12 protein-coding genes are annotated in these 23,677 nt (G+C 68.8%); 2 read left to right on the top strand and 10 right to left on the bottom strand.

Going from position 1 to position 23,677, the window contains the following annotated elements; translation table 11 throughout:
* Positions 1 to 20: 20 nt before the first annotated feature.
* The 3 genes from ACFO8M_RS18580 to ACFO8M_RS18570 all read right to left on the bottom strand — a co-directional run bounded on the left by ACFO8M_RS18580 (position 21) and on the right by ACFO8M_RS18570 (position 8,845).
* On the bottom strand, positions 21 to 1,718 hold the full coding sequence (locus ACFO8M_RS18580) for an FG-GAP repeat domain-containing protein (protein WP_387978300.1): 1,698 nt from the start codon (positions 1,716 to 1,718) through the stop codon (positions 21 to 23).
* A gap of 255 nt (positions 1,719 to 1,973) precedes the next feature.
* Entirely contained in the window at positions 1,974 to 5,558 is a 3,585-nt protein-coding gene (locus ACFO8M_RS18575; RefSeq protein ID WP_387978298.1) for an FG-GAP repeat domain-containing protein, read from the bottom strand.
* Positions 5,559 to 5,764: 206 nt separating this feature from the next.
* The gene (locus ACFO8M_RS18570) at positions 5,765 to 8,845 is read right to left on the bottom strand and encodes an FG-GAP repeat domain-containing protein (protein ID WP_387978296.1); all 3,081 of its coding nucleotides are present in this window, start codon (positions 8,843 to 8,845) and stop codon (positions 5,765 to 5,767) included.
* Positions 8,846 to 9,034: 189 nt separating this feature from the next.
* Between ACFO8M_RS18570 and ACFO8M_RS18565 the strand changes: the two genes are divergently transcribed.
* Positions 9,035 to 11,182, top strand: a complete 2,148-nt coding sequence (locus ACFO8M_RS18565) for a (Fe-S)-binding protein (RefSeq protein WP_387978294.1) — start codon at positions 9,035 to 9,037, stop codon at positions 11,180 to 11,182.
* A gap of 140 nt (positions 11,183 to 11,322) precedes the next feature.
* Here the strand turns inward: ACFO8M_RS18565 and ACFO8M_RS18560 are convergent, their stop codons facing one another.
* The 6 genes from ACFO8M_RS18560 to ACFO8M_RS18535 all read right to left on the bottom strand — a co-directional run bounded on the left by ACFO8M_RS18560 (position 11,323) and on the right by ACFO8M_RS18535 (position 19,947).
* On the bottom strand, positions 11,323 to 11,853 hold the full coding sequence (locus ACFO8M_RS18560; RefSeq protein WP_387978292.1) for a nucleoside deaminase: 531 nt from the start codon (positions 11,851 to 11,853) through the stop codon (positions 11,323 to 11,325).
* Between the two features lie 14 nt (positions 11,854 to 11,867).
* Positions 11,868 to 12,374, bottom strand: a complete 507-nt coding sequence (locus tag ACFO8M_RS18555; RefSeq protein WP_387978290.1) for a tRNA adenosine deaminase-associated protein — start codon at positions 12,372 to 12,374, stop codon at positions 11,868 to 11,870.
* A gap of 472 nt (positions 12,375 to 12,846) precedes the next feature.
* A complete protein-coding gene (locus ACFO8M_RS18550) occupies positions 12,847 to 14,199 on the bottom strand; it encodes a PrsW family intramembrane metalloprotease (RefSeq protein WP_387978289.1) in 1,353 nt (450 codons plus the stop codon).
* Positions 14,196 to 14,630, bottom strand: coding sequence for an STAS domain-containing protein (locus tag ACFO8M_RS18545; protein WP_387978287.1), 435 nt, complete (start codon positions 14,628 to 14,630; stop codon positions 14,196 to 14,198). Before ACFO8M_RS18545 ends, ACFO8M_RS18550 begins: the two co-directional genes overlap by 4 nt.
* A 311-nt stretch (positions 14,631 to 14,941) precedes the next feature.
* On the bottom strand, positions 14,942 to 15,496 hold the full coding sequence (locus ACFO8M_RS18540) for a response regulator (RefSeq protein WP_387978285.1): 555 nt from the start codon (positions 15,494 to 15,496) through the stop codon (positions 14,942 to 14,944).
* Positions 15,493 to 19,947 carry a HAMP domain-containing protein gene (locus tag ACFO8M_RS18535; protein ID WP_387978283.1) on the bottom strand — a complete coding sequence of 1,485 codons (4,455 nt, stop codon included), beginning with the start codon at positions 19,945 to 19,947 and terminating at the stop codon, positions 15,493 to 15,495. The genes ACFO8M_RS18540 and ACFO8M_RS18535 overlap by 4 nt, the downstream gene beginning before the upstream one ends.
* A 422-nt stretch (positions 19,948 to 20,369) precedes the next feature.
* Here ACFO8M_RS18535 and ACFO8M_RS18530 point away from each other — a divergent pair, with 422 nt between their 5' ends.
* On the top strand, positions 20,370 to 22,451 hold the full coding sequence (locus ACFO8M_RS18530; protein ID WP_387978281.1) for a SpoIIE family protein phosphatase: 2,082 nt from the start codon (positions 20,370 to 20,372) through the stop codon (positions 22,449 to 22,451).
* A 67-nt stretch (positions 22,452 to 22,518) separates the two neighbouring features.
* On the opposite strand, the gene ACFO8M_RS18525 is transcribed toward ACFO8M_RS18530, so the two are convergent.
* Positions 22,519 to 23,475 (bottom strand): C40 family peptidase, encoded by a 957-nt coding sequence (locus tag ACFO8M_RS18525; RefSeq protein WP_387978279.1) that lies wholly within the window; start codon positions 23,473 to 23,475, stop codon positions 22,519 to 22,521.
* Positions 23,476 to 23,677 lie beyond the last annotated feature (202 nt).

Here is a 23,677-nt window from a genome sequence, read left to right as displayed (position 1 = left end):
GTCGGGAAGCCGGCGGCCGGTCAGACGATCAGGTTGATCCAGGTCCAGTCGTCGATGAGGACTGAGGTCGACCGGTAGTCGCCCTTGCCGTCGCCCTGGTACAAGTAGGTGCGGCCATCCGAGCTGCGGCGGGCGACCCAGTCGGCGTGGCCGTCGAGATTGATGTCGCCGACCGATGCGAAGTTCTGGATTCCCGAGAACCCGCAGCCGATTTGGACCGCGGGTTTGAGGGTCCCGGTCCCTCTCCCGCCGTAGAAGTACAGGCAGTTATCCGAACCGCGGATCGCGAGGACGTCGGCGTGCCCGTCGTGGTTCAGGTCGCCGACCGAGGTCAGTTCCCGCATCGCGTTCCAGCCGATGCCGACCTTCACCCGAGAGCCGACCTTCCCGGTCCCCAGGCCCGGGTAGAAGTACAGATACCCGGTGGACTTCTCGCGGGCGACGACATCGGTCCTGCCGTCCCCGTTGAAGTCCTGACCACCGACGACGGCGCTCATCGTGTTCCAGCCACCGCCGATCAGGATCCGGGGCACCGCCCCTGCCGTGGTCCCGTTGCCGGGGTACGCGTACAGGTTGCCGGAGGAGTCGCGGGCGAGGAGATCGGAGAAGCCGTCCGAGGTGAGGTCGCCGGCGGTCTCCAGGAGCGTCATGTTCTTGAACCCGGTACCCCACGGCTCGGAGTTCCACCAGGAGCCGTGTTGGGGGCCCTGCGTCCAGACCGACCCATCGGTCTGGCGGTAGACGACTTCCGAGACGCCGTTGCCGTCGTAGTCGTAGGTGCGGTCGGTGTCGGTAGAGGCCAGGCGCATCTTGCCCCAGCCCCTGCCGATGACCACAGGTGTGCGCAGCGGGCGAGCAGTCCCGTCGGTCTCGGAGAACGAAACCGTGTGCAGTTCCAGTTCTCCGGTTCGCGAGTCGATGCCGACCACGTCCGGGACATCGTCGCCGTCGAAGTCGCCGACCGGGGCCACCTGGCTGTACCGGGTGGAAGTGCGCTGGCCGAGGGAACCGTCGAGCACCGAGTCGGCGTTCTGCTTCTGGGTCGATCCTCCGCCGGAGATCATGACGTACCGTCCTGACGTCTCCCGGATCAGGAGTTCGTCTCTGCCCCAGGAATCGGTGTCGCCCACCGTGATCAGGGTGTCGGCGTCGTCCCAGCCGCGGTAGGTGTCGTCGGCGAGGTATCGAGTGCCGAAGGTGCCGTTGCCGTTGCCCTGGTACAGGTAGAGCTTCCAGTCGGCTTTCCGAACGGCGTACAGGTCCGAGTGGCCGTCGGCGTTGAAGTCGCCCGCGCTGGCGATCAGGCTGATGCTGTTCCAGCCGGTGCCCGCGGTGATGGGGGCCTTGAGACCGCCCGAGCCGTTGCCGGGGTACGTATAGAGCGTTCCGGTCTGGTTGTTGCGGGCCAGCAGGTCCGGGATCCCGTCACCGGTCAGGTCGCCGGGCAAGACGATGTCCATCCTGCCCCAGCCCGCGCCGCGGGAGACCGCCGCGTCGAACGTGGCGTCGCCGTTGCCCGCGTAGAACAGCAGGTTCCCGTCGGATTCGCGCACCGCCATCAGGTCCTGGAAGCCGTCGCCGTTGAAATCGTTCAGGGATGCGGCGTCCGCGGCTTGGGGGTGACCGCTCGTGTCGTCCGGGGTGAGGGAGGCCCCGGCAGGGGCACCGGTGGCGGCCAGCAGCGCCAAGCCGAATACGGAGGCCGAAGCCGACGCCATTCGCTTGAGTGCAGAGGCACGCCGCCCGAGGGAAGCAGCTCGGTTCATAAAGTTGTCCTGGAGTCTTCGGGGGGTTATGGATCGCCGCTCAGCGACACTGGCAACACGTCGCCGAGGTGCTACGGGTTGCAAGCGTTTCCCCATTGTAGGCAGAGAAATCACGACGCTGGGTCCGCTGAATGTCAGCCCGTAAACCGAAGAGGCAGGGCCGCGGAAATCGCTGGTGCGACTTCCCCGGCCCTGCTGCACTATCCGCTAGGCGATGGCGTTCGCCCAAGTCCAGCCGGACGCGATCTGGGTGCGCGAGCTGTAGCCGCCGGCGCCGTTGCCCTTGTACAGATACAGGGCCCCGTCGGACTTGCGGCGGGACACCCAGTCGGCGTGCCCGTCGCCGTTGAAGTCCCCGACCGCGGCGACCGAGTCGTACCCGACCCAGTTGCAGCTCATCTTGACGCCGGGCTTGAGCGTCCCGTTCCCCTTCCCGCCATAGAAGTACATGCAGTTGTCAGAACTGCGGATCGCGATGATGTCCGCGCGACCGTCGTGGTCGAGGTCTCCGGCGGCCGTGATGTCGCGCAGTGCGTTCCAGCCGGTGCCGATCTTGACCCGGGAGCCGATGGTGCCGTCGCCCTTGCCCGCATAGAGCCAGAGGTAGCCGGTGGACTTCTCACGGGCGATGACGTCGACCTTGCCGTCGCCGTTGTAGTCGTGTCCGGAAACGATGGCGCTCATGGAGTTCCACCCGATACCGATCCGTTTCCGAGCCGCGTAGTCGTAGGTCCCATCCCCCTTGCCGGGATAAAGGTAGAGCGCGCCGGTCGAGGCGACCCGTCCGATGAGATCGGAGAAGCCGTCACTGTTCAGGTCGCCGGCGGTCTCGAGCAGGTTGAGGTTCTTGAGGTCCGTCCCCCAGGAACCGATCGGGCCGAATCCGCCTGAGCCGTTGCCGGTGTACAGGTAGAGCTTCCCGTCCGAGCCGCGCCGCACGAGCACGTCGGACTTGCTGTCGCCGCTGTAGTCGTAGGTGTCTTCGGACCGCACGGTCGGGAGCCGGATCCGCCCCCAGCCGGAGCCCACGGATTTGTCGAGCGTGATGGCGTGGAGCCCATAGTCGTAGTGCCAGGACTCACGGACCAGCTCGCCGGTGGCGGCATCGACCGCGACGATGTCCACATAGTTGTCGCCGTCGACGTCGCCCGCGTTCACCACTTGGCTGAAGGTCCGGGTGTTGAAGGAGCTCGCTTCCAGGTCGGCGAGGTCGGCCAATACGCCGGCCTGGTGGTAGATCCGGTATTTGCCGGTGCGGGCGTCTCGCGCCATGAATTCGTCCACGTCGGAACCGCTGATGTTGCCGACGTTCACAAGCATGTCAACGCTGCCGTTCCACTGGCCGGGGCGCACCCAGGCGGCCCCGAACGAACCGTCTCCGTTCCCGCGGTAGCTGACCAGCGCACCGTCGGACTTGCGCACGGCCATCAGGTCCAGGTTCCCGAGCGTATCGAATTCACCAGTGGTGAACAGTCGCATCGAGTTCCACCCTGAACCGGACTTGATCCGGGTGCCGAGGCCGCCGTCCCCGTCGCCAGGGTATGTATAAAGGTTCCCGGTCCTGTTGTCTCGGGCGAGAAGGTCGGGGAGCCCATCGGAGGTGAGGTCGCCTGCCAGGGTGACCTCCATGTGACCCCATCCCGTTGCGAGCACCGCGGCTTCGGCGTAGGTGCCGTCTCCCCTGCCGGCGTGGAACAGGAGCGCCCCGTCGGACTTGCGCACGGTGATCAGATCCTGGTGGCGATCGCCGTCGAAGTCGTTCCGCGAGTGAGTCGCGGGCAAATGGATGAGTTTCCGCTCGGCGAAGTTCCCCGCCTTGTCGCGCAGGGAGAGCCCGAACACCTCATCGGTCTCGTAGACCTGGAAGTCGAAGGAGAAGTCGCCGTTTTCGGTCAGGACAGTCTGCATTTCACTGCATGCATTGGTGTCGCAGCCGACCGTCAGCGCATTGAGTCCGTCGGGGAATCCCTCGTCTGCAGTGCTGACCTCGACGCCGATGGTGTCGCCGACATAGCGCTGCCCCGATTCGACGCTGACGTCGAGGAACTCGGGTGCGGCCGTGTCCACGACGAGGTGGCAGGGGGCCGACCGGTAAGAGAAGTTCACCGAGTCCGAGGTGAAGTCGTATTCGATGCGGTACTTGCCGTCGGGCAGCGGATCGGCGAGGGTGTAGGACGGACTGTCGCCGAGCGGCACTTCCCGCGGGGCGGTCGTCAGGACGACCGCTCCAGTGGTCGCGTCGGTGAAGGTCGCGGTCCACGTGAGCCCGAGATCGAGCGTCTCGGAACGCCAAGTCTTCACCAGGGTGTCGCCGTAGACGGGAGTGGCAGTTTTGAAGAACGGCGCGGTGGCGAGGGTGTCGTCGCAAATCGAGTAGTGCGGGCCGGCGTAGGAAAGACCCGCGATGTCGAAGTAGACGTCGAGACGGGCGGAACCCCCGTCGAAGCGGGCGGTCTCGGCGCCGTCCGCGGTGCCGAGGGTGATCGATTCGGCCGCGACCGGGTCGCCCCAGACGCTGGCGACGGCCTCGGTCAGGTCGTAGACGGCGGTACCGCTTTCGCACGCTCCCGCATTCGCGGACCGTACGACCGCAGGGCGGTCGTTCCAGGTGGTCGCGGTGGAGTACTCCTCCGTGAGGTTCAGACCGGGAGCGGTGCAGTCCTCGCCCTCGGCGGCGCCGACGCTGAATACCGCAGAGGCGACCGGATAGTCGAACGCATAGCGCGTATCCGGGTTGAGTCCGCTCAGCATCGGCCATTCGAAGTTCCAGTAGGCGGCTGCTTGTTCCTCGGTGCACTCGGCACCCGCCAGGGTGTCGCAGTAGGCTCCGCTGACCGCGTCGGCGGCTTGCCCGGCCGCGACGAAGTACGGCTCGTCAAGGCCTGCGTCACCGCGGTAGAGGGTCGAGTCGGGGGCAGCCGAAGTGACGGCGCCCCACTCGTTCGACCGATAGGAGCGATCCGCCCATTGGGTCGAAAGAGTCAGCGGGAACGTCGCCTCAGCGAGCGTTCCGTCCGGGAGGTCAACGGTGAGCGCTCCGTCCTCGGCGAGGTCGAGGTCGGCCCGGTAGGTCGCGCCCTCGGCGTCGCGGACGGTGAACGGCGTCGTCCACTCAGTGTCCGGCTTGGAGTCGGTGTCGTTGATGCGAAGCGAGCCATCGACGACCTCGACCCTGCCGGCGTCGGTTCGCAAGCCTGTGGCGAGCGCGGTCCAGGCTTCGAGGTCGGCAGCCGTGAATCGGAACCCGACGACGGTGGAACCGACGTCGGCGGTCAGGTCGAGACCGGGCGCCAGCGCCTCATAGTTGGCGGTGGTGCCGGCGAAGGTCGGGACCGGGATCTCACCCGCCCAGTCGAGTGTTCCGACCGGGGTGTCGAGCAGCGGGGCTTCCGGGTCGTCGTAGGAGAGGAGTGCCCACCATTGGGAGGTCGTCTGGGCGAGTGTCCCCTCAAATAGCTCCAAAGTCGGGTCGGAGGGTCCGAAATCGAGGTACTCCTGCACCGCTTCAGCCGTAGCGACGAGGTGCAACTCCCCGGCAGGGGTCGCGTATACGGTCAGCTGGTTCCAGGCCCGAGCGGTGACGCGCACCTCGACATCGCAGGCGATGGCCGCGTCGAGGGCAGCGCTGATACCGCTCCTCCTGGGATTGTCGCCAAGCGCCGTGCAGTCGATCGTCTGGGCGGAGGCGGCGCCTGGATAGGCCAGCAGGGTCGCGCCTAGTACGGCCGCCGTGGCTGCCGCTGTGCGGCCTATGGCGCGGCGGCGGGGCTTCTCGGGGGAAGCTTCGTTCATTCAGATGTCCTGGGGGGATGCCGAGGGGTTCTGGGTTATGTGGCACCGATGGTGCCGGGGTGTACACGCGCATCGCGTGAAGCCGGTTGCATCCAGGGCACGATCAGTCAGGACACAATGCTCGGCGTCGTGCGGGTACGGATTCGCCGCAGACGATTGAGGCCGCGACCGGGTTCCGGTCGCGGCCTCAGTGAGCGGATCGATTGCTAGGCGATGGCGTTCGCCCAGGTCCAGCCGGACGCGATCTGGGTGCGCGAGCTGTAATCGCCGGAACCGTCGCCCTTGTACAAGAACAGGGCCCCATCGGACTGCCTGCGGGCGATCCAGTCGGCGTTGCCGTCCCCGTTGAAGTCCCCGACCGAGGCCAACGAGTCGTATCCGGCCCAGTTGCAGCTCATCTGGACGCCGCCCCAGAATGTGCCTTCGCCGGTGCCCCTGTAGAAGTACATGCAGTCGTCAGAACCGCGGATCGCGATCAGGTCGGCGATCCCGTCATGGGTGAAGTCGGAGGCCGTGTTGTGCCGCAGCGCATTCCAGCCGGAACCGATCTTGATCCGGGAGCCGATCGTGCCATCGCCCTTGCCGGAGTACAACCACAGGAAACCGGTGGACTTCTCGCGGGCGACGACGTCGATCGTGCCGTCGCCGTTGAAGTCGTGGCCGGAGACGATGCTGCCCATGGAGTTCCAGCCGGTACCGATCCGCTTCCGGGCCGCGTAGTCGTAGGTGCCGTCCCCCTTGCCGGGGAAGAGGTACAGCGAACCGGTGGAGGCGACCCGCCCGATCAGGTCGGAGAAGCCGTCGCCGTTGAAGTCCCCGGCGGTCTCGATCAGGTTGAGGTTCTTCAGGTCCGTGCCCCAGGAGCCGATCGGGCCGAAGCCGCCCGTGCCGTTGCCCGAGTAGAAGTAGAGCTTCCCGTCCGAACCGCGCCGCACGAGCACGTCAGTCTTGCCGTCGCCGCTGTAGTCGTAGGTGCGTTCCTCGTTCACGGCCGCGAGGCGGTTGGCGCCCCAGGAGGTCGCGACGACCGTGCCCGCGTGCACGGCGGTGCCGTTCCCATTGAGCGAGTGGAGTTCCAGCTCGCCGGTGCGGGAGTCGACGGCGAGGAGGTCTTCCTTGCCGTCGCCGTCCAGGTCGCCGGCGGCCGCGATCTGGTTGTAGCGGTCGGAGCCGGAGCCGTCCAGCGACGCCGCGATCGTGACGCGGCCGCCGACCCTTCCGGCGCCGTCGCCCTTGTACAGGAAGTACTGGCCGGTGCGGGAGCTGTGGGCGAGGAGGTCGGGATTCCCGTCGTCGTCGAGGTCGCCGACCGAGGCCAGCGTGTCCATGACGCCCCAGCCGGTGCCGACCGCGGTGCGGGTGCCGAACTTGCCGTTGCCCTGGCCGGGGTAGAAGTAGAGCTTGCCGTCGGCTTTGCCCACGGCGTACAGGTCGAGCTTGCCGTCGGAGTTGAAGTCGGCGGCAGAGGTGAACGCGCCCATGGTGTTCCAGCCGGTGCCGGCCGTGATCGGGGTGCCCATGTCGCCGGAGCCGTTGCCCGGGTAGGTTTCGAGAATGCCAATCCCGTTGCGGGCGAGGAGGTCGGCCCTGCCGTCGCTGTTCAGGTCCCCGGCCATCACGACATCGGGGCCCGTAAATCCGACGTATTCGGCATCGGCGGCGAAGGTCCCGTCGCCCTTGCCCGCGTAGAACATCAGCGCCCCGTCGGACTTGGGGGCGGCCATGAGGTCCTCGAACCCGTCGGCGTTGTAGTCGCGGGAGACCACGCCCGCATCGGGGTTGGGCTCCGCCCTGTTGACCACGGCGGCGAGATCGTTGGCCGGATCGCTGTCGAGCGTGTCGGCATAAGGGCTGTCGTAGTCGGCATCGATCTCGATGAGTCCGGAGTCGGAGGTCGCGCTGATGAGGTTCACGGTGTAGGTGAAGTCGATCGACTGTCCGGCGCCGAGGCGGTCGGTGTAGCAGTAGAGGTCGAATCGGCTGAGGGCCGTGTCGGTTTCGTCTTCGTAGGCCTCCTCGCGTTGGTTGGCGTCGAGGCACTGCCAGTCGTCGGAGGCCCCGCTGTCGATACCGGCGAGCGCGAGGCCTTCGGGCAGTTCGACGCGGACCGAGTAGGAGCCGCGGCCGACGCCGTTGATGTCGTAGACCCGCATCGGTGCCGAGGCCGGGCCGTTGTTGGTGATCGTGGTGGTGACGGTGTCCTTGTCGCCGACGATGCCTTCGAACGCCGAGTCCTCGACTTGGAGGTCGTAAGGGTTCTCGGTGCTCGCGATGTTGATGACGCCCAAGAGCCTGCGGTTCGACTCGGTCGGACCGTCCCACGTCTCGGCGGGGACCAGGCCGACCAGGTTCGCCGAGTCCGGATCCCAGGTGAGGTCGCCGAACTCGTTCGCGAGCGTCGCCGCATTGATCGTGTACACGCTGTAGGAGCAGTGGCACATGTCGAGCGGTCCGGCCGTGTCGGCTCCGAACGCGTAGCCGACCGAGTCACTGAGGGTGAAGAGCGAGCCGACGGATTCGGTGAAGTCGGTGACCACGCACTTCACACTCTTGTCGTAGCTGTTGCGTCGTTCGACGCAGTTGTCGTAGTCGGCGACGGCCTCAGCCCCTTCGAGATCCAGGCCGATTACCGACTCCGGGTCGCGGAATGAGATGACGACGGCGGCGGCCGACTCCAGGAATGCGGTCTTCTGCTGGAAGACCGGTGAGACCTCGGCAACGGTGCCCGGCGCGGTGGCGGGGAGGGTGATGTCCCCATGGACGAAGGGCCTGTGCGGCAGCGTGGTGCCGGCGGCGTAGAGCTCGAGGCCGCTCTGGACTTGTTCGACTTCCACGCCGTCGATCGTGACCGTCGCGGTGTAGGGGAACACCTGGCCCTCGGCCGCGGCATCGGCTGCGACGTCGATGACGAACTGCCAGTATCCGTCGCTCACCGTGGGGTACGAGCAGACGACGTGGAGCCCTCCGGTGGCTTCGCAATCCTCGGATTCGCCGAAGTCGAGGACGTCAGCGCTGCCCTCGAACACGAGGTCGACGGCGACCTCGTGGGGGTCGTCCTCGTGACCGGCGGCGGGTTCGTACATGATGATGAAGCCGGCGTCCTTGGGCACTGCGCCCGCGAAGATCTCAGCGGGAACGTATACGTCGGTGTAGGGGTCGCCGACGATTCCGGGGATTTCGACTGCTGACGCGGGAACCGCGAACGCGGCCGCGACGATGGCTCCGGCCGCCGCCGCGGCGGCCAGGCGTGCGCCTACTCGCCGAGCCCGGGGGGATTCGGGGGACATGGGGCTCCTTGTTCACTTTGAGGAGGGGTTCCTCGGGGGTGTTGGAGTGTTCTGCGCTGACTACACGCCTTGTGCATGGAACCGGTTGCATGTCCGATGTGCGGATGCCCCGGCGGCCCTGTCGACAGGATCATTACCGACCAGTAACATGTATCGTGATCGGGAACACCGCACTGCCGAGAGGTCGCCATGGGAGTCGTCCAAATCGTCACGGCCACGGTCGCGTTCGCGTACACCGCGGTCGCCATCGGGCTGTTCGTCCGAGCCGGGCTGGGGATGCTCGAGCTCATAAGGCTCGGCGCGCCCGACAGAACCCGGAAGGGCGACCGCGGGACGCGGGTCAAGACCATGCTGCGGGAGACCCTGGGGCACACCAGGATGCTGCAGTGGACCTGGGTCGGGCTCGCGCACTGGGCGGTGTTCTTCGGGTTCTTCCTGCTGGCCCCGGCCCTCGCCCAGTCGTACTTCGAGGTCATCAACCCCGAGTGGGCCCTGCCGATCGTCGGGCACTGGGGGCCGTGGCTGCTGTTCTCGGAGATCCTCACCGTGCTCACGGGGCTGGCCATCCTCGCCCTCTTCGGCATCCGGATGTTCCGGCAGCCGCGCACGCACCAGGTACCGCCGCAGGGCACCGCTTCGGAGGCCGGCCAGCGGCGCTCGTCGTCCCGGTTCGAGGGCTCCAGGCAGTGGATGGCCTTCTACATCGAGGCGACCATCTTCACGATCGTCCTCTCCCACATGGCGGTCCGCGTCTTCAAGGTCTCGCTCGGCGAGGCCCCGGAATGGGCCTCACCGGTCTCGGCCCTCTTCGCGGGGGGCTTGAGCGGCGCGTCGCACGACAGTCTGCTCAGCGCCATCACGCTCACCGCGGGGCTCGACATCCTCGTGTCGTGGACGTTCTTCCTCATGCTCGCGCTCATCCCGTCGATGGGCATCGGCTGGCACCGGGTCACGGCGTTCTTCAACATCTACTTCAAGCGCAACGCGGACGGCGCGGTCTCGCTCGGCCCGGCCAAGCCCATGCTCATCGACGGCGAGCCCGCCGACTTCGAGACCGCCGACCCCGAGACGCAGCCGTTCGGCGTCGCCACGATCGCGGACTTCTCCTGGAAGGGCCTGCTCGACTTCTCCACGTGCACCGAGTGCGGCCGCTGCCAGTCGCAGTGCCCCGCATGGAACACCGGGAAGCCCCTCTCGCCGAAGAAGCTCATCACGGACCTGCGCGACCACCTGTACGAGCAGGCGCCGTACCTGAAGGCGGCCTCGCTCGCGGCCGAGCGCGGCGGCCAGCCCGACCCGCACGAGAAGATCAACATCATCGGCTCGGTCATCGACCCCGACGTGCTGTGGGCGTGCACCACCTGCGGTGCGTGCGTGGAGCAGTGCCCGGTGGACATCGAGCACGTCGACACCATCCTGGACCTGCGCCGGAACATGGTGATGATGGAGTCGGACTTCCCCGAGGAAGCCCAGACCATGCTGCGGAACCTGGAGAACAAGGGCAACCCGTGGGGCGAGAACCCCGCCCACCGCCTCAAGTGGGCCGAGCCGCTCGACTTCGAGGTGCCGATCGCCGAAGCCGGCGGCGAATGGGAGTACCTGTACTGGGTCGGCTGCGCCGGGGCCTACGACCCCAAGGCGCAGAAGACCTCTCGCGCGGTGGCGACCCTGCTGCACGACGCGGGCGTCAAGTTCGCGGTCCTCGGCGAGGCCGAGACCTGCACGGGCGACTCGGCGCGGCGCATCGGGCACGAGTTCATGTACCAGATGCTCGCCGAGCAGAACGTCGAGACGCTGAACGAGGTCGGCGCGGTGAAGATCGTCGCGACCTGCCCGCACTGCCTCAACACCATCGGCAACGAGTACGAGGACCTCGGCGGCAAGTACGAGGTCGTGCACCACACCGAGCTGCTGAACGACCTGGTGAACGCCGGGAAGATCACGCCGGTCGAGGAGCACGAGGGCAAGCTGACCTACCACGACCCCTGCTATCTCGGTCGGCACAACCGGATCTTCACGCCGCCAAGGGAACTGCTCGGCTCGTTCGCGGAGATCACTGAGATGCCGCGCACCGAGGAGCGTTCGTTCTGCTGCGGCGCCGGCGGCGCCCGCATGTGGCTGGAGGAGCCGATCGGCAAGCGCGTCAACCGAGAGCGCGCGGACGAGGCGGTCGCGACCGGCGCCAGCACGGTGGCCGTCGGCTGCCCGTTCTGCTCCACGATGCTCCGCGACGGCGTCAACGACGCCGGCAGGGAGGACGTCGAGGTCATCGACATCGCACAGTTGCTGGCCAGGACGCAGGAGAAGCGCGCAGAGAAGGCCGTGGCCGCCGAATAGGCGCAAAGCAATGTCGGACCCCCGTGCCACCCTTGGCCGTGCACATTCACGGCTCGCAAGGCTTCGCCGAGGCCGGGGGTCCTTTAGTTGTCCGTTTTGAAGGCTAGCGCTAGGAATGCGGAAAATTGGGCGGCCAGTCTTCAGCGGCCGAAGTGAGCGCGGAGCAGCTCCGCCGACTCGAGTTCCAGGACGCCGCCGTAGACATCGGGGTTGTGGTTGAGCCTCGGGTCGCGCACGACGTCCCAGAGGGAGCCGACCGCACCGGTCTTCGGTTCCCAGGCGCCGAACACGATTTCACCCACTCGGGCGAGCACGGCCGCGCCCGCGCACATCGTGCACGGCTCCAACGTCACCACGAGCGTGCAGCCTTCGAGCCGCCACCCGTCCCCGTGGACGGACGCCGCCTCGCGCAGTGCGAGCACCTCGGCATGCGCGGTCGGGTCGCCCAGGGCCTCACGGGCATTGGCCGCCGCGGCGAGTTCGCGTCCGTCGGGGCCGATGACGAGGGCGCCCACGGGCAGGTCGAGTCGGTGCGCGGCGGCACTCGGGGGAACGGCCGGATGTACGGGGTCGCCCGGCCGGGGTGGCGGGTCCGCCGGGAGGCCTCCGGTGCGCGCGACCTCGAGGGCGCGGCGCATCCAGTGTTCGTGGACCTCTCGGCGGGACTGCATCGGGGGCTTCGGCGCTAGGAGCCGGTGGCGTCTTCCAGGGCCTCGGTGAAGCCGATCGACTTCGCGACCTCGGAGACCACGTCGGAGGGCATCATGCCCTCCTTGGCGCACAGGGCCAGCAGGGTCGAACCGGGCACGCCCAGGTCGCCCAGCACGTCCGCTTCGCCCACGGGCTCGGCGTCGAGCTCGGTCGGGCGGGCCGAGATCGACTCCTCGTCCTCGGTGTCGATCTCCTCGGTGTCCTCGGGCTCGAGATCGCCCAGGAGGGCCTCGCCCAGGCGCGACTGCGACGCGTATTCGGCATCGGAGCCGAAGGTGCGCAGGTCGTCGCCGTTGTCGAGGCGCATCACCGTCAAGTACTCGTCGTCCGCGTCGACGAACAGCAGAGTCAGGTCGGCGTCAGGGAAAGCCTCACGCATGACCTCGGCCGCGTCCTCTACATCGGCAACAGCGTCGAGGTCGACCTCCGCGGCCTCCCACTCGTCGCCCTCGCGGCCCACAGCCACAGCGAAATACGACACGATCCGTCCCCGTCTTCTCATTCAATGGAACCTGCGGCCCGATTGGGCAGCCGTTCGATACGACCTACTGAAGGATGTGGCGATCTGCGGTTGATGTAACCACAGGATCCAATCGCCGGTCAGCAAAAGATACAGCTCGCACGAGAGCCCTGCTACCCCAGCGGCGGTGCCTGCGACCGCCGCTACGCCGACCGCTGCACCGCGGTCACCGTAGCGCGCCAGGAGTGCTGCGGCGACCGCTCCGATCGTACTCGCGGCCAAAGTCACCCAGGCGAAGCCCGCCCCGGTCGGGGCCGCATCGCCGGTGCCTCTGGAGTACGCCAAGAGCCACAACAGGACCCACAGCCCGGACAGGGCCGAGCCGACCGCGACAGGGCCGACGCGGATGGGATGGGGCTCCCTCCAGCGGGGCCTGCCCGAGCGCGGCGGGTGCGCTTCGGGACGGGTCCAGGAGGTTGGTCCTATGGGTCCCTCATGCATAACGGACAGGGTACGCAGGCGGCGGCGCCAACGGTAGCGGCATCACCGGCTGCGCGGGCGGCTCTACCGGCCGGGTCTGGCCGTCGGGGAACGTGATGTGGTACTTGCGGCCGTCCCAGAGCGCGGGGGGCGTGTTCGGGTCGGCGCCGGTGTAGACGGCCCGGGCGGCGTGCATGCGGTGCACGGCGTGCTCGACGTAGCGCTCGTCCCAGGGCCGCCCGATCGACGCGAGGTCGTATTGCTCGGCGACGTCGGAGGCTGCCCGCTGGAACTCCTTCATGGCGGCCTCGCCGTTCGGCCCGGCGAAGCGGTGGGCCCAGGCGCGCGCCGAGGCACGGCGCGAGAACGTGGCGAGGGACGCGAGCTCGGGCGGCGAGACCTGGCCGGCGGCCACCATCGGGGCGAGCGCGGTCTGCGTGCGGCGGGCGTCGGCGGCGCGCAGCCACAGGGCCGCGCCGACCATGGTGAAGAACAGAGGGGCGAGGAACGCCGGGTAGAGCGCGAACCACAGCGCGGGCATGTCGAGCTTGACGCCGAGCACGGACGAGCCGTTCCACAGGGCGTGGAGTCCCATGCCGCACAGCAGCATCCCGATGATCCAGGCCGTCTGGCGGCCCTTGCGGCCCGGGCGACGCGCGGCGCGGCCGAGGCCGATCGCGGACAGGCCGGTCATGAGCGGGTGCGCGAACATCGTCGCGAGGCCGCGGACGACGACCAGGATCGTGACCTGTGCGACGCCGGCGGCGGCGTCGAGGGATTCGGCGCCGTACAGGTAGGCGCCGGAGGCGTAGAGGACGTTCTCGGAGACGGCGAACCCGGCGCCGGCGAGTCCGCAGTAGACGATGGCGTCGAGGGTGCCGGTGAGGTATCGGCGGGCGAACCAGAACACCAGGAGCGGACCGAGGAGTTTCGAGATCTCCTCGATCACGGGCGCGGAGACGACCGCGGCGAGGTTCTGGTCGAGGTCGTTCTTCTCGAGCAGGACGGCCGCGCCGGTGTTCACGGCGAGGGAGATCGCGGTCGAGACGCACGCGCCCCAGCCGAAGCAGAACGCGAGGATGAGCCAGGGTCGGCGCCGGTAGCGCCCGAGCCACAGGAACGTGCCGACGAGGATCGGGGCGGGCAGGAGCGCCGCGACGAGGCCGACCGCGGCGGCGCGGGCGCCCGCGCCTTCGACGATGGCCCAGGCGAGGACGGTGCCGCCGCCCGCGAAGAGGAGCAGGGTGCCGGCGATGAGGACGCCTCGGGCCTTGCGGGCCAGGCCGATCCAGGCGAGCGCGATGCCGCCGAGCGCGAGGATCCCGGCGGCGGCGAGGATCGCCTGCGCCGTCGTGCTGAGGTTCATCGCGGGGGCTCCTGGCCGGTGTCGGGCCTGCCGTAGGTCTGGCCGCTGTCGGTGCCGGTCTCCTCGACGTCGCTGAGGCCCAGGACGGGGCCGTCAGCGGCCTCCGGGGCGGGCTCGCGGATGACGAAGTGCTCGCCGATCCCTGAGACGGCGAGGAGGCGTTTGAGGAAGTCGCCGAGGTTCGCGAGGACGAGGACGGCCCTGGAGCGGGCCGCCGCGCGGGCGAGGATGACGAGCGTGCCCAGGCCCCGCGAGTCGCAGAACGTCACGCCGCGCATGTCGAGGACGACCCGGACGGGGTCGTCCGCGAGCGCGTCGTCAACGGCCGCGGACAGCCGCGGCGCCGTATGCAGGTCGATTTCGCCGGTCAGCACCACGATCGTCTCGTTCGCCTCGCGGTATACCGAGATGTCGAGCTTTTGGTGCACCACGGGACCTACCCTAACCGGTTTCCCCCGAAAGCAGGAGGCCCGGCGGCGGATAGAACGGGAAACCTTGTCCCGCTTACCGTTCGAACACTCTCTGAGTGGAAGTGTCGTACTCGCGACGCAGGGTTAAGACCGTGCCGATGCACGGCTCGCAAGCTTCGCCGAGGCCGGGCCCATTCCGAGGTCGAACCTCTTCAGCCTGCCCACCGGTTCGGTTGGCGCTGTTCGAACACCGCGCGACCAGGGATGTCGTACCCGTGGGTCAGGGTTTGAACCGGGGGCCCATTCCGCGGTCGAACCTCTTCAGTATGCGCCTAAGCCGAACTCGTCTCCAGCAGCGCCAAGATCCGGTCGATCTCCGGGTCGGCCTCGCGGCCCTCCCGCCAGGCGGCGAGGGCGTCGCGGGCCTGGTCGAGGCGCCGGGTCAGGTGCCCCTCGCGCTCGCGCAGGTCCTTGGTGCGCTCGGAGGTCTGGCGCAGCGCCTGCCCCTGCGACCACAGGTCGATGAAGACCTTCACCTTGGTGCGCAGCATCCACGGGTCGAACGGCTTCGTGATGTAGTCGACCGCGCCCACCGAATACCCGCGCATCGCCAGGTGCGCGTCCCGGTCGGCCGCGGTCAGGAAGATGATCGGGGTGTGGCGGGTCTTCTCGCGCTGCTTGATGTGCCGCGCCGTCTCGAACCCGTCCATGCCCGGCATCTGCGCGTCCAGGAGGATCGCCGCGTAATCCTCCGACAGGAGCCGCTTGAGGGCCTCCTCGCCGGAGGTGACCGCGATCGTGTTCACCGGCAGCCCTTGGAGAATGGCCTCGAGTGCGAGGAGGTTCTCGGAACGGTCGTCAACGAGCAGGACGCGGGCGGTGCTCATGCGGTGCCTCCAACGGTCGGTTCGCCATTGTCGCGTTCGGAGCCCGCGTGCCCACGACCGGGGGCGGCCCCGTGTGCGCCGCCTCGCGCAGCGTGGCGCCCGTTCGCCCCCGGCTCGGTCCCGATCCACTGCGACATGGTGTCGAGCAGCAGGTCGAGGTCCACCGGCTTCGTCAGGTACGCGCTCGCGCCGGCCTCCACCGACTTCTCCCGCTGCTCGGCCAGCGCCTGCGCGGTGAGGAACACGATCGGCAGGTCCGCGAACTGCGGCATGCGGCGGATGACGCGCGTGGTCTCGTTGCCGTCCATGCCCGGCATCATCGAGTCCATGAGGACGATGTCGATGCCCGGGTGGTGCTGGAGCGCGTCGATGCCGTCCGCGCCGTTCTCCGCGTAGTGCACGTCGATGCCGTGCAGTTCGAGCGCCGCGGTGAGGGCGAAGACGTTGCGGATGTCGTCGTCGACGATGAGGACCGTTGCGCCTTCGAGGTGCTGGGCGGCGGCTGAGGAGGACGGCGTTTCCGGTGCGCCCGTGAGGATCCCCGGGGAGGGCTCGCGGACGACCGGCAGTTCGGAGCGCATCGGCGTGTAGTCGCCGTCGGCGTCGATCTCTACGGGCACGACGAACGTGAACTTCGAGCCGGCGTCGCCGGTGTGCTCGATGTACACGTCGCCGCCGAGCATGAGCGAGAGCGACTTCGAGATCGAGAGCCCGAGCCCGGTGCCGCCGAACGTGCGCCTCGTGGTGCCGTCGGCCTGCTGGAACGGCTCGAAGATGATGCCCTTCTTGCCTTCGGCGACACCGATGCCGGTGTCGATGACGCTGAACGCGAGCCGCTCGCCGGCCGCGTTCAGGTGCGGGGCGTCGAAGCGCAGGTCCGCCGGGACGCGCCGCACCGCGAGCGTCACCGATCCGACCCGGGTGAACTTGACCGCGTTCGACAGGAGGTTCCGCAGGACCTGCTGGAACTTCTGCCCGTCGGTCTGCATCAGCTGCGGCACACCGGCACCGACGTCGACGGCGAATTCCAGGCCCTTGTCCTCGGCCTGCGGCCGGAACGCGGACTCGATGTCGCCCAGGATTTCGGCGAGGTCCACCGGGTGCACCGAGACGTCCATGCGGCCGGCCTCGATCTTCGACAGGTCGAGGATGTCGTCGATGAGTGTCAGGAGGTCGGTGCCCGCGTTGTAGATCGTGCGCGCGAACTCGATCTGGCGCTCCGAGAGGTTCCCGTCCGAGTTCTCTGACAGGAGGCGCGCGAGCAGCAGCAGCGAGTTCAGCGGGGTGCGCAGTTCGTGCGAGACGTTCGCGAGGAACTCCGACTTGTACTTCGAGGCCTGCGCGAGCTGCGAGGCCTTCTCCTCGATGTCCTTGCGGGCGGTCTCGACCTCTTCGTTCTTCAGCTCGATCGCCTTGTTCTGCGCCGAGAGCAGCTGCGCCTTCTCTTCGAGCTCGACGTTGGTCTCCTGCAGCCGGTTCGACTGCGCCCGCAGTTCCTGCGCCATGCGCTGGGACTCGCGCAGCAGCACCTCGGTGCGGGCGTTGCCCTCGATCGTCGCGAGCGTGACGCCGACGTTCGGGGCGAGGGCGTCCAGGAACCGCTTGTGCAGCCCCGAGTAGGTGTTGAAGGAGGCGAACTCGATGACGCCGCGCACCTTGTCGCCGAACTGGACGGGCAGGATGATCAGGTCGGTGGGCGTGGCCTGGCCGAGCCCGGAGGAGATCTCGAGGTAGCCCTCGGGGATGTCGTGCAGGTGGATGGTGCGCTTGGAGGCGGCGGCCTGGCCGACCATGCCCTCGTTGTCCTCGATGAGCTTCTTCTCGCCGGGGTTGGGGTGGCCGTAGACGGCGTTGAGGCGGTAGGTGACGTGCCCGGAGACGTCCTCGTGGCGGACGTAGAACGTGGAGGTCTGCGCGTCGATGAGCGGCGTGACCTCGTCGAGGACCATGCGGGTGACCTCTTCGACGCCCCTGCGGCCCTGGAGGAGCGAGGAGATGCGGGCGAGGTTGGAGTTGAGCCAGTCGGCGTCGGTGTTCTGGCGGGTCTTGTCGCGCAGGGCGGTGATCATCTGGTTGATCGACTCGGTGAGGTCGGCGATCTCGCCGGCGGCCTCGAAGTCGACGGACTGGGTGAGGTCGCCTCGGGCCACGGCGTGGGCGACGTTCGCGATGGCGCGCAGCTGGAGGGTGAGGGTGGCGGCGAGCGAGTTCACGTTGCGGGTGAGGGCGAGCCAGGTGCCGGAGACGCCGGCGACTTCGGCTTGACCGCCGAGGTTGCCTTCGACGCCGACCTCGCGGGCGACGCGCGTGACTTCGGTGGCGAAGCTGGAGAGCTGCTCGACCATGGTGTTGACGGTGGTCTTGAGTTCGAGCATCTCGCCTTGGACGTCGACGGTGACCTTCTGCGTCAGGTCGCCGCGGGCGACGGCCGTGGTGACCGAGGCGATGTCGCGGACCTGGCTGGTGAGGCTGGAGGCCATCGAGTTGACGTTCTCGGTGAGGTCCTTCCAGGTGCCGGAGACGCCTTGGACGTTCGCCTGGCCGCCGAGCACGCCGTCGGTGCCGACCTCGCGGGCGACGCGGGTGACCTCGTCGGCGAACTGGGAGAGCTGGGCGACCATCGTGTTCATGGTGGTCTTGAGTTCGAGCATCTCGCCTTGCGCGTCGACGGTGATCTGCCGGTTGAGGTCGCCTCGGGCGACGGCGGTGGCGACCGAGGAGATGTTGCGGACCTGGGCGGTCAGGTTGGAGGCCATGGAGTTCACGTTGTCGGTGAGCGCCTCCCAGATGCCGGAGACGCCCTGGACGTTCGCCTGGCCGCCGAGGCGGCCGTCCGTGCCCACTTCGCGGGCCACGCGGGTGACCTCGTCCGCGAACTGGGAGAGCTGCGCGACCATCGAGTTCATGGTGGTCTTGAGCTCGAGCATCTCGCCGCGGGCGTCGACGGTGATCTGGCGTGACAGGTCGCCGGTGGCGACGGCGGTGGCGACCGAGGAGATGTTGCGGACCTGGGCGGTCAGGTTCGACGCCATCAGGTTCACGTTCTCGGTGAGGTCCTTCCAGGTGCCGGAGACGCCCTGGACGTTCGCCTGGCCGCCGAGGCGGCCCTCGCTGCCGACCTCGCGGGCCACGCGGGTGACCTCGTCGGCGAAGCTGGAGAGCTGGTCGACCATCGTGTTGACGGTGGTCTTGACCTCCAGGATCTCGCCTTGCGCGTCGACGGCGATCTTCTGCGTCAGGTCGCCGCGTGCGACGGCGGCGGTCACGTTGGAGATCGAGCGGACCTGCTCGGTGAGGTTGGAGGCGAGCTGGTTCACGTTCTGGGTGAGGTCGCGCCAGGTGCCGGAGACGCCGAACACCTGCGCCTGGCCGCCGAGGCGGCCCTCGGTGCCCACTTCGCGGGCCACGCGGGTCACTTCGTCGGCGAAGCTGGAGAGCTGGTCGACCATCGTGTTGACGGTGGTCTTGACCTCCAGGATCTCGCCCTGGGCGGGCACGGCGATCTTCTGCCCCAGGTCGCCGCGGGCGACGGCGCTGGTGACCTTGGCGATGTCGCGGACCTGGTCGGTGAGGCTGGAGGCCATGTCGTTCACCGAGTCGGTGAGGTCCTTCCAGGTGCCGGAGACGTCCGGCACGTCCGCTTGGCCGCCGAGGCGGCCTTCGGTGCCGACCTCGCGGGCGACGCGGGTGACCTCGCCCGCGAAGACGCGGAGGGTCGCGGTGAGGGAGTTGATGGTGTCGGCGAGTTCGGCGACCTCGCCGGAGGCCTTGACGGTGATGGTCTGGCCGAGGTCGCCCGCGGCGATGGCCTGGGTCACCGTGGAGATGGAGCGGACCTGCTCGGTGAGGTTGGAGGCCATGGTGTTCACGGCGTCGGTGAGGGACCGCCAGGTGCCGGAGACGCCTTGGACGTCGGCCTGCCCGCCGAGCTGGCCTTCGGTGCCGACCTCGCGGGCCACGCGCGTGACCTCCCCGGCGAAGGAGCGCAGGAGCCCGACCATCTGGTTGACGGTCTCGCCGAGGCGGCGGAACTCGCCGCGCAGCTGCTTGCCCTCGATCTCGAGCACGGCCTCCTGGGTGAGGTCGCCCGCGGCGACCGCTTCGAGGACGCGGCCCAGCTCGATGGTGGGGCGCACGAGCTCTTCGACCAGGCGGTTGACGCTGGCGGCGCCTTCGGACCAGCCGCCGTCGAGGTGCTCGATGACGAGCCGGTGGTTCCAGGAGCCCTCCTGCCCGACGGCGCGGGCGATGAGCGCGAGGTCGCGGGTCTGCCGGTCGGCCTGTTCGACCACGGCGTTGAACCGGTCGACGACCTCCCCGGCCAGGCCCTCGCCCCGGGGCAGCCGCACTGAGAAGTCGCCGCGCTCGACGGCGCCGAGCGCGTCGGCCAGGCTTCGGAGCAGGTCGGACTCATCGGTGGGGCTCGCTGTACGGGAAACGGTGTCCGTCATGGCGTGGTTCCTCAGCTGCGGAGACAGGCTTGACTAACAGGTTGTCACATGAATGGGGCAAACGTGAAGGCAGGTTACTCAGGGCATTGTGTTCCGTCACCCCACGTCATCGAAACAAAACTGACAGAAGTTCGCAACCGCTGTCTCCTGTGGTGCGTGTGATTGGTTGCGGCGCGCCCGCGGAGTCCGAGTTCAGTGGAGGACCGCGGGCCGACTGGGAGTAGACGCCGTCCAGATCCAGTGACGTACGAGAGCGCACGGATCGACTCCTGAGCGGCGGCCGCCCCTCCGGGCGGCCGCCGCTTCGCTTTCCCTATGCCGCCCAAAGACACCGCCCGGGCCCTCCACCGGGCCTCCACTCGCGGTCCAGGACTGCGACGCGGCGGCGCGGGCGGCGCCCGGAACGGCATAGACTGGGGCCCGTGACGTACCCCGAGAGGTTCGCCCGGCGCCTCCGGCTCCCGGCCGACGACCGCTCCCCCGCCGCAGCCCGCGCCGCCGTGCGCGCGGTGCTCACCGAAGCGGGCCTGACCGAGCTGCTCGACGAGACCCTGCTGCTCACGACCGAGCTGGCCACCAACGGCGTCGTCCACGCCGGCACTGACATCAACCTCACCGTCGCCGCCGACCCGATCGGCGTGCGCGTCACCGTCACCGACTACCGCTCGGGCGGCATCGACACGCTCGACACCGCGATGCCCGAGGTCACCGCCGAGGGCGGCCGCGGCCTGCTCCTGGTCGACCGCTTCGCGTCCTCCTGGGGCACCACGCACGACCAGACCGGCAAGTCCATCTGGTTCCGCATCGACCGCGACCCCGACGCGCGCCCCGCCACCCGCCCCGACCCGGACGCCGAGACCGACGCCGGCCTGCCGGACCTGAACCAGCTCGCCGCGCTCCTCACCGTCGCCCCCGCGCTCCAGTCGCGGCTGCCTGTCGACCAGATCGTCACCGAGCTCCTCGCCCGCTGCCACGACGCCACGGCCGCGGCCGGCGGCGCGATCGAATACGACGCCGGGGACGGCACGGGCGCGCAGATCCTCGCGAAGTTCGGCGACGTCGGCAACATCGCCGTCGCCGTCCCGCTCCCGCTCACGGCCCCCGCCTGCGGCAAGCTCCTCCTCGCCGGGGACCCCGAGCCGTCCTGGCGGCCCCTGGCCGAACTCGTCGCCGAGCGCATCGCCCTCGCCGTCCAGATCGACCGGATGCGCACCGACGAGCAGCGCCGCTCCGGCTGGCTCACCTACCTCGCCGAAGCCGGCGAGCTCCTCGCCCACTCACTCGAAGAGCACCTCACCGTCGCGCTCATCCCGCAGCTCATCGTCCCCCAGCTCGGCCGCTGGGCCGCCGTCCACCTCACCGGCGACGGCGGCGACCTGGGCCTCGCGTCCCTCACGCACGCCGAAGAGTCCGAACTGGAGCACCTGCGGCTCAAGCTCGACGGCGCGGCCCCCGCCCTGGCCGCCGCACTCGCCACCGACGGCTGGACCGGCATGGAGCTGCCGGTGCCGCGCGGCCTCGACGGCATCGCCGTGCCCCTGTCGGCGCGCGGCGCCACCATCGGGGTCCTCACCGTCGGGCGGCACGTCGAACGCCAGCACTCCTCCGAGGAGCGCGCCGTCGTCGCCGACCTCGCCAAGCGCAGCGCGCTCGCCCTCGACAACGCCCGCATCCACGCCGAACGCCAGGCCGTCGCCCACGAACTCCAGGCGGCGCTCATGCCGGGCTCGCTCCCCGACGTCACCGGGGTGTCCTTCGCCGCCGAATACCTGCCCGCCACCGCGCGCCGCCAGCCCGGGTCCGGGCCGGGCCCGGTGATCGGCACCGAGGTCGGCGGCGACTTCTACGACGCGACCGAGCTGCCCGACCACCGCCTGTGGGTGGCCATCGGCGACGTGTGCGGCAAGGGCGCGCAGGCCGCCGCGGTCACCGGCGTCGTGCGGGACGTCCTGCGGGTCATGGCCCGCGACGGCCGCCCGCTGCCGCGCGCCCTCGAACTGCTCAACGCCACGCTCCTCGAGCAGCCCGGCGACATGCGCTACGCGACCATCGCCTCGGCTCTGCTCGACCGCGACGCGAGCGGCTCGCTCAACGCGACGCTGTGCCTCTCGGGCCACGAGAAGCCGCTGCTGCTGCGCGCCGACGGCGAGACCGCCTGGGTCGGCAAGGAGGGCACCGCCGTCGGGCTCTTCCCCGACGTGAAGGTCAACCCCGTGGAGGTGCGCCTCGACGCCGGGGACGCCCTCGTGTTCTTCACCGACGGCGTCACCGAGCGCCGCGACGGCGCGGCCATGTACGGCCACGAGCGCATCGAGCGTGCGGTGCGCGACGCGGCGGGCAAGGGCGCCAGACAGATCGCCACGGCGCTCCTGGAGTCCGTCGAGGCGTTCTCCCCCGAATCGCCCCGGGACGACATCGCGATCCTCGTGGTCCGCTGCGACCCGAGCTTAGGCCCGCAAGCCTCGCCAAGGGGCCGAATCAAGGGCTCTCGCCGGCCCAGGTGACGGCTCGCCTTCCAGGACAAGGAAAAGGCCCCGCGATCAGATCGCGGGGCCTGAACCGTCTTGTCGGCTAGTGCAGGAGCGTGCCCGCGCCGTAGTAGCTGTTGCCGTGGTGGACCTCGACGACCTTCACGACGGTGGTCGAGTTCGGGGCGTGCACGATCAGGCCGTTGCCGATGTACATGCCCACGTGCGCGAGGCCGTTGTAGAACACGAAGTCGCCCGGCTGGAGCTCGTCCTCGCTGATGTGCGCGACCTCGTTCCACTGCGCGGCCGCGTTGTGCGGCAGGCTGATCCCGGCCTGCGCGTAGGCGCCGAGCATGAGGCCCGAGCAGTCCCACGAGTCCGGTCCGTCCGAGCCCCACACGTACGGCTCGCCGATCTGGTCGAGCGCGAAGTCGACGACGGTCCACTGCTCGTTCGACATGTGCGGCAGGTCGTATTCGACGACCTCCTCGCCGGCGGCGGTCTTCCACTCCTCTTCGAGATCGGACATCCGCTCGGTGAGGTCGTCGGCGGCCTTCTGCAGCTCCGCCTGCTCGGTTTCCAGGTCGGCCTGCAGGTCGGTGAGGAGGTCGACCTGGGCCGAGTACTCCTCGGAGGCGGCCCGCAGGTCGTCCATGAGGTCGAAGTTGTAGAGGTTCGCGGAGTTCAGCCTGTCGAGGCGCTCGACGAACGCCTCCGGGGTGCCCGAGTCGAGCAGCATCGCCGCGTCCCCGATGCCCTGGTCCACATAGGTCTCGCCGATGAAGTCCGCGAGCTGGTCGCGCAACACGTTCAGCTCCGCCTCGGCCGTCTGCAGGTTCGCCTCGGTGTCGTCGATGAGCTGGCGGTTGTCGTCCACTTCCTGGGCGAGCTGGTTGTACTCCTCGACGGCCACCGCGAGGTCGTCGTCCATGGCGTCGATCTCGTCGTTGATGTCCTCAGGCGAGTCCTGTGCCCAAGCCGGGCCGGAACCGACCACGACCATGAGACCGCCGACAACGGCGGCGGAAGTCCACTTGCGTAGAACAGGCGACTGCTTCACGAGGAGGGCGCTCCTTCGGGATGGGGAGACGGGGTGCACTCATACACACACGCGCGAGGCCGCCCGTCGGATGCACGGCGCACGAGCGCCGCCGGGAGGCCGAACATGAGCCTAGCGCGCACCTATTCACCCGGGAAGACCCAGGGAGTGACAAATTCGCAGCGTAACGAGCATTCCACCGATGGTGTGTCGCTCCTGTGAG

The sequence above is a fragment of the Glycomyces rhizosphaerae genome, assembly GCF_042647865.1.
Taxonomy (GTDB): domain Bacteria; phylum Actinomycetota; class Actinomycetes; order Mycobacteriales; family Micromonosporaceae; genus Glycomyces; species Glycomyces rhizosphaerae.
This window is presented reverse-complemented; position numbering and strand designations above follow the sequence as displayed.

What these genes read in the sequence shown, in the direction of transcription:
- ACFO8M_RS18580 (WP_387978300.1), bottom strand. Translation starts at nt 1,718, where the DNA reads ATGGCGTCGGCTTCGGCCTCCGTATTCGGCTTGGCGCTGCTGGCCGCC.
- ACFO8M_RS18575 (WP_387978298.1), bottom strand. Translation starts at nt 5,558, where the DNA reads ATGAACGAAGCTTCCCCCGAGAAGCCCCGCCGCCGCGCCATAGGCCGC.
- ACFO8M_RS18570 (WP_387978296.1), bottom strand. Translation starts at nt 8,845, where the DNA reads ATGTCCCCCGAATCCCCCCGGGCTCGGCGAGTAGGCGCACGCCTGGCC.
- ACFO8M_RS18565 (WP_387978294.1), top strand. Translation starts at nt 9,035, where the DNA reads ATGGGAGTCGTCCAAATCGTCACGGCCACGGTCGCGTTCGCGTACACC.
- ACFO8M_RS18560 (WP_387978292.1), bottom strand. Translation starts at nt 11,853, where the DNA reads ATGCAGTCCCGCCGAGAGGTCCACGAACACTGGATGCGCCGCGCCCTC.
- ACFO8M_RS18550 (WP_387978289.1), bottom strand. Translation starts at nt 14,199, where the DNA reads ATGAACCTCAGCACGACGGCGCAGGCGATCCTCGCCGCCGCCGGGATC.
- ACFO8M_RS18540 (WP_387978285.1), bottom strand. Translation starts at nt 15,496, where the DNA reads ATGAGCACCGCCCGCGTCCTGCTCGTTGACGACCGTTCCGAGAACCTC.
- ACFO8M_RS18535 (WP_387978283.1), bottom strand. Translation starts at nt 19,947, where the DNA reads ATGACGGACACCGTTTCCCGTACAGCGAGCCCCACCGATGAGTCCGAC.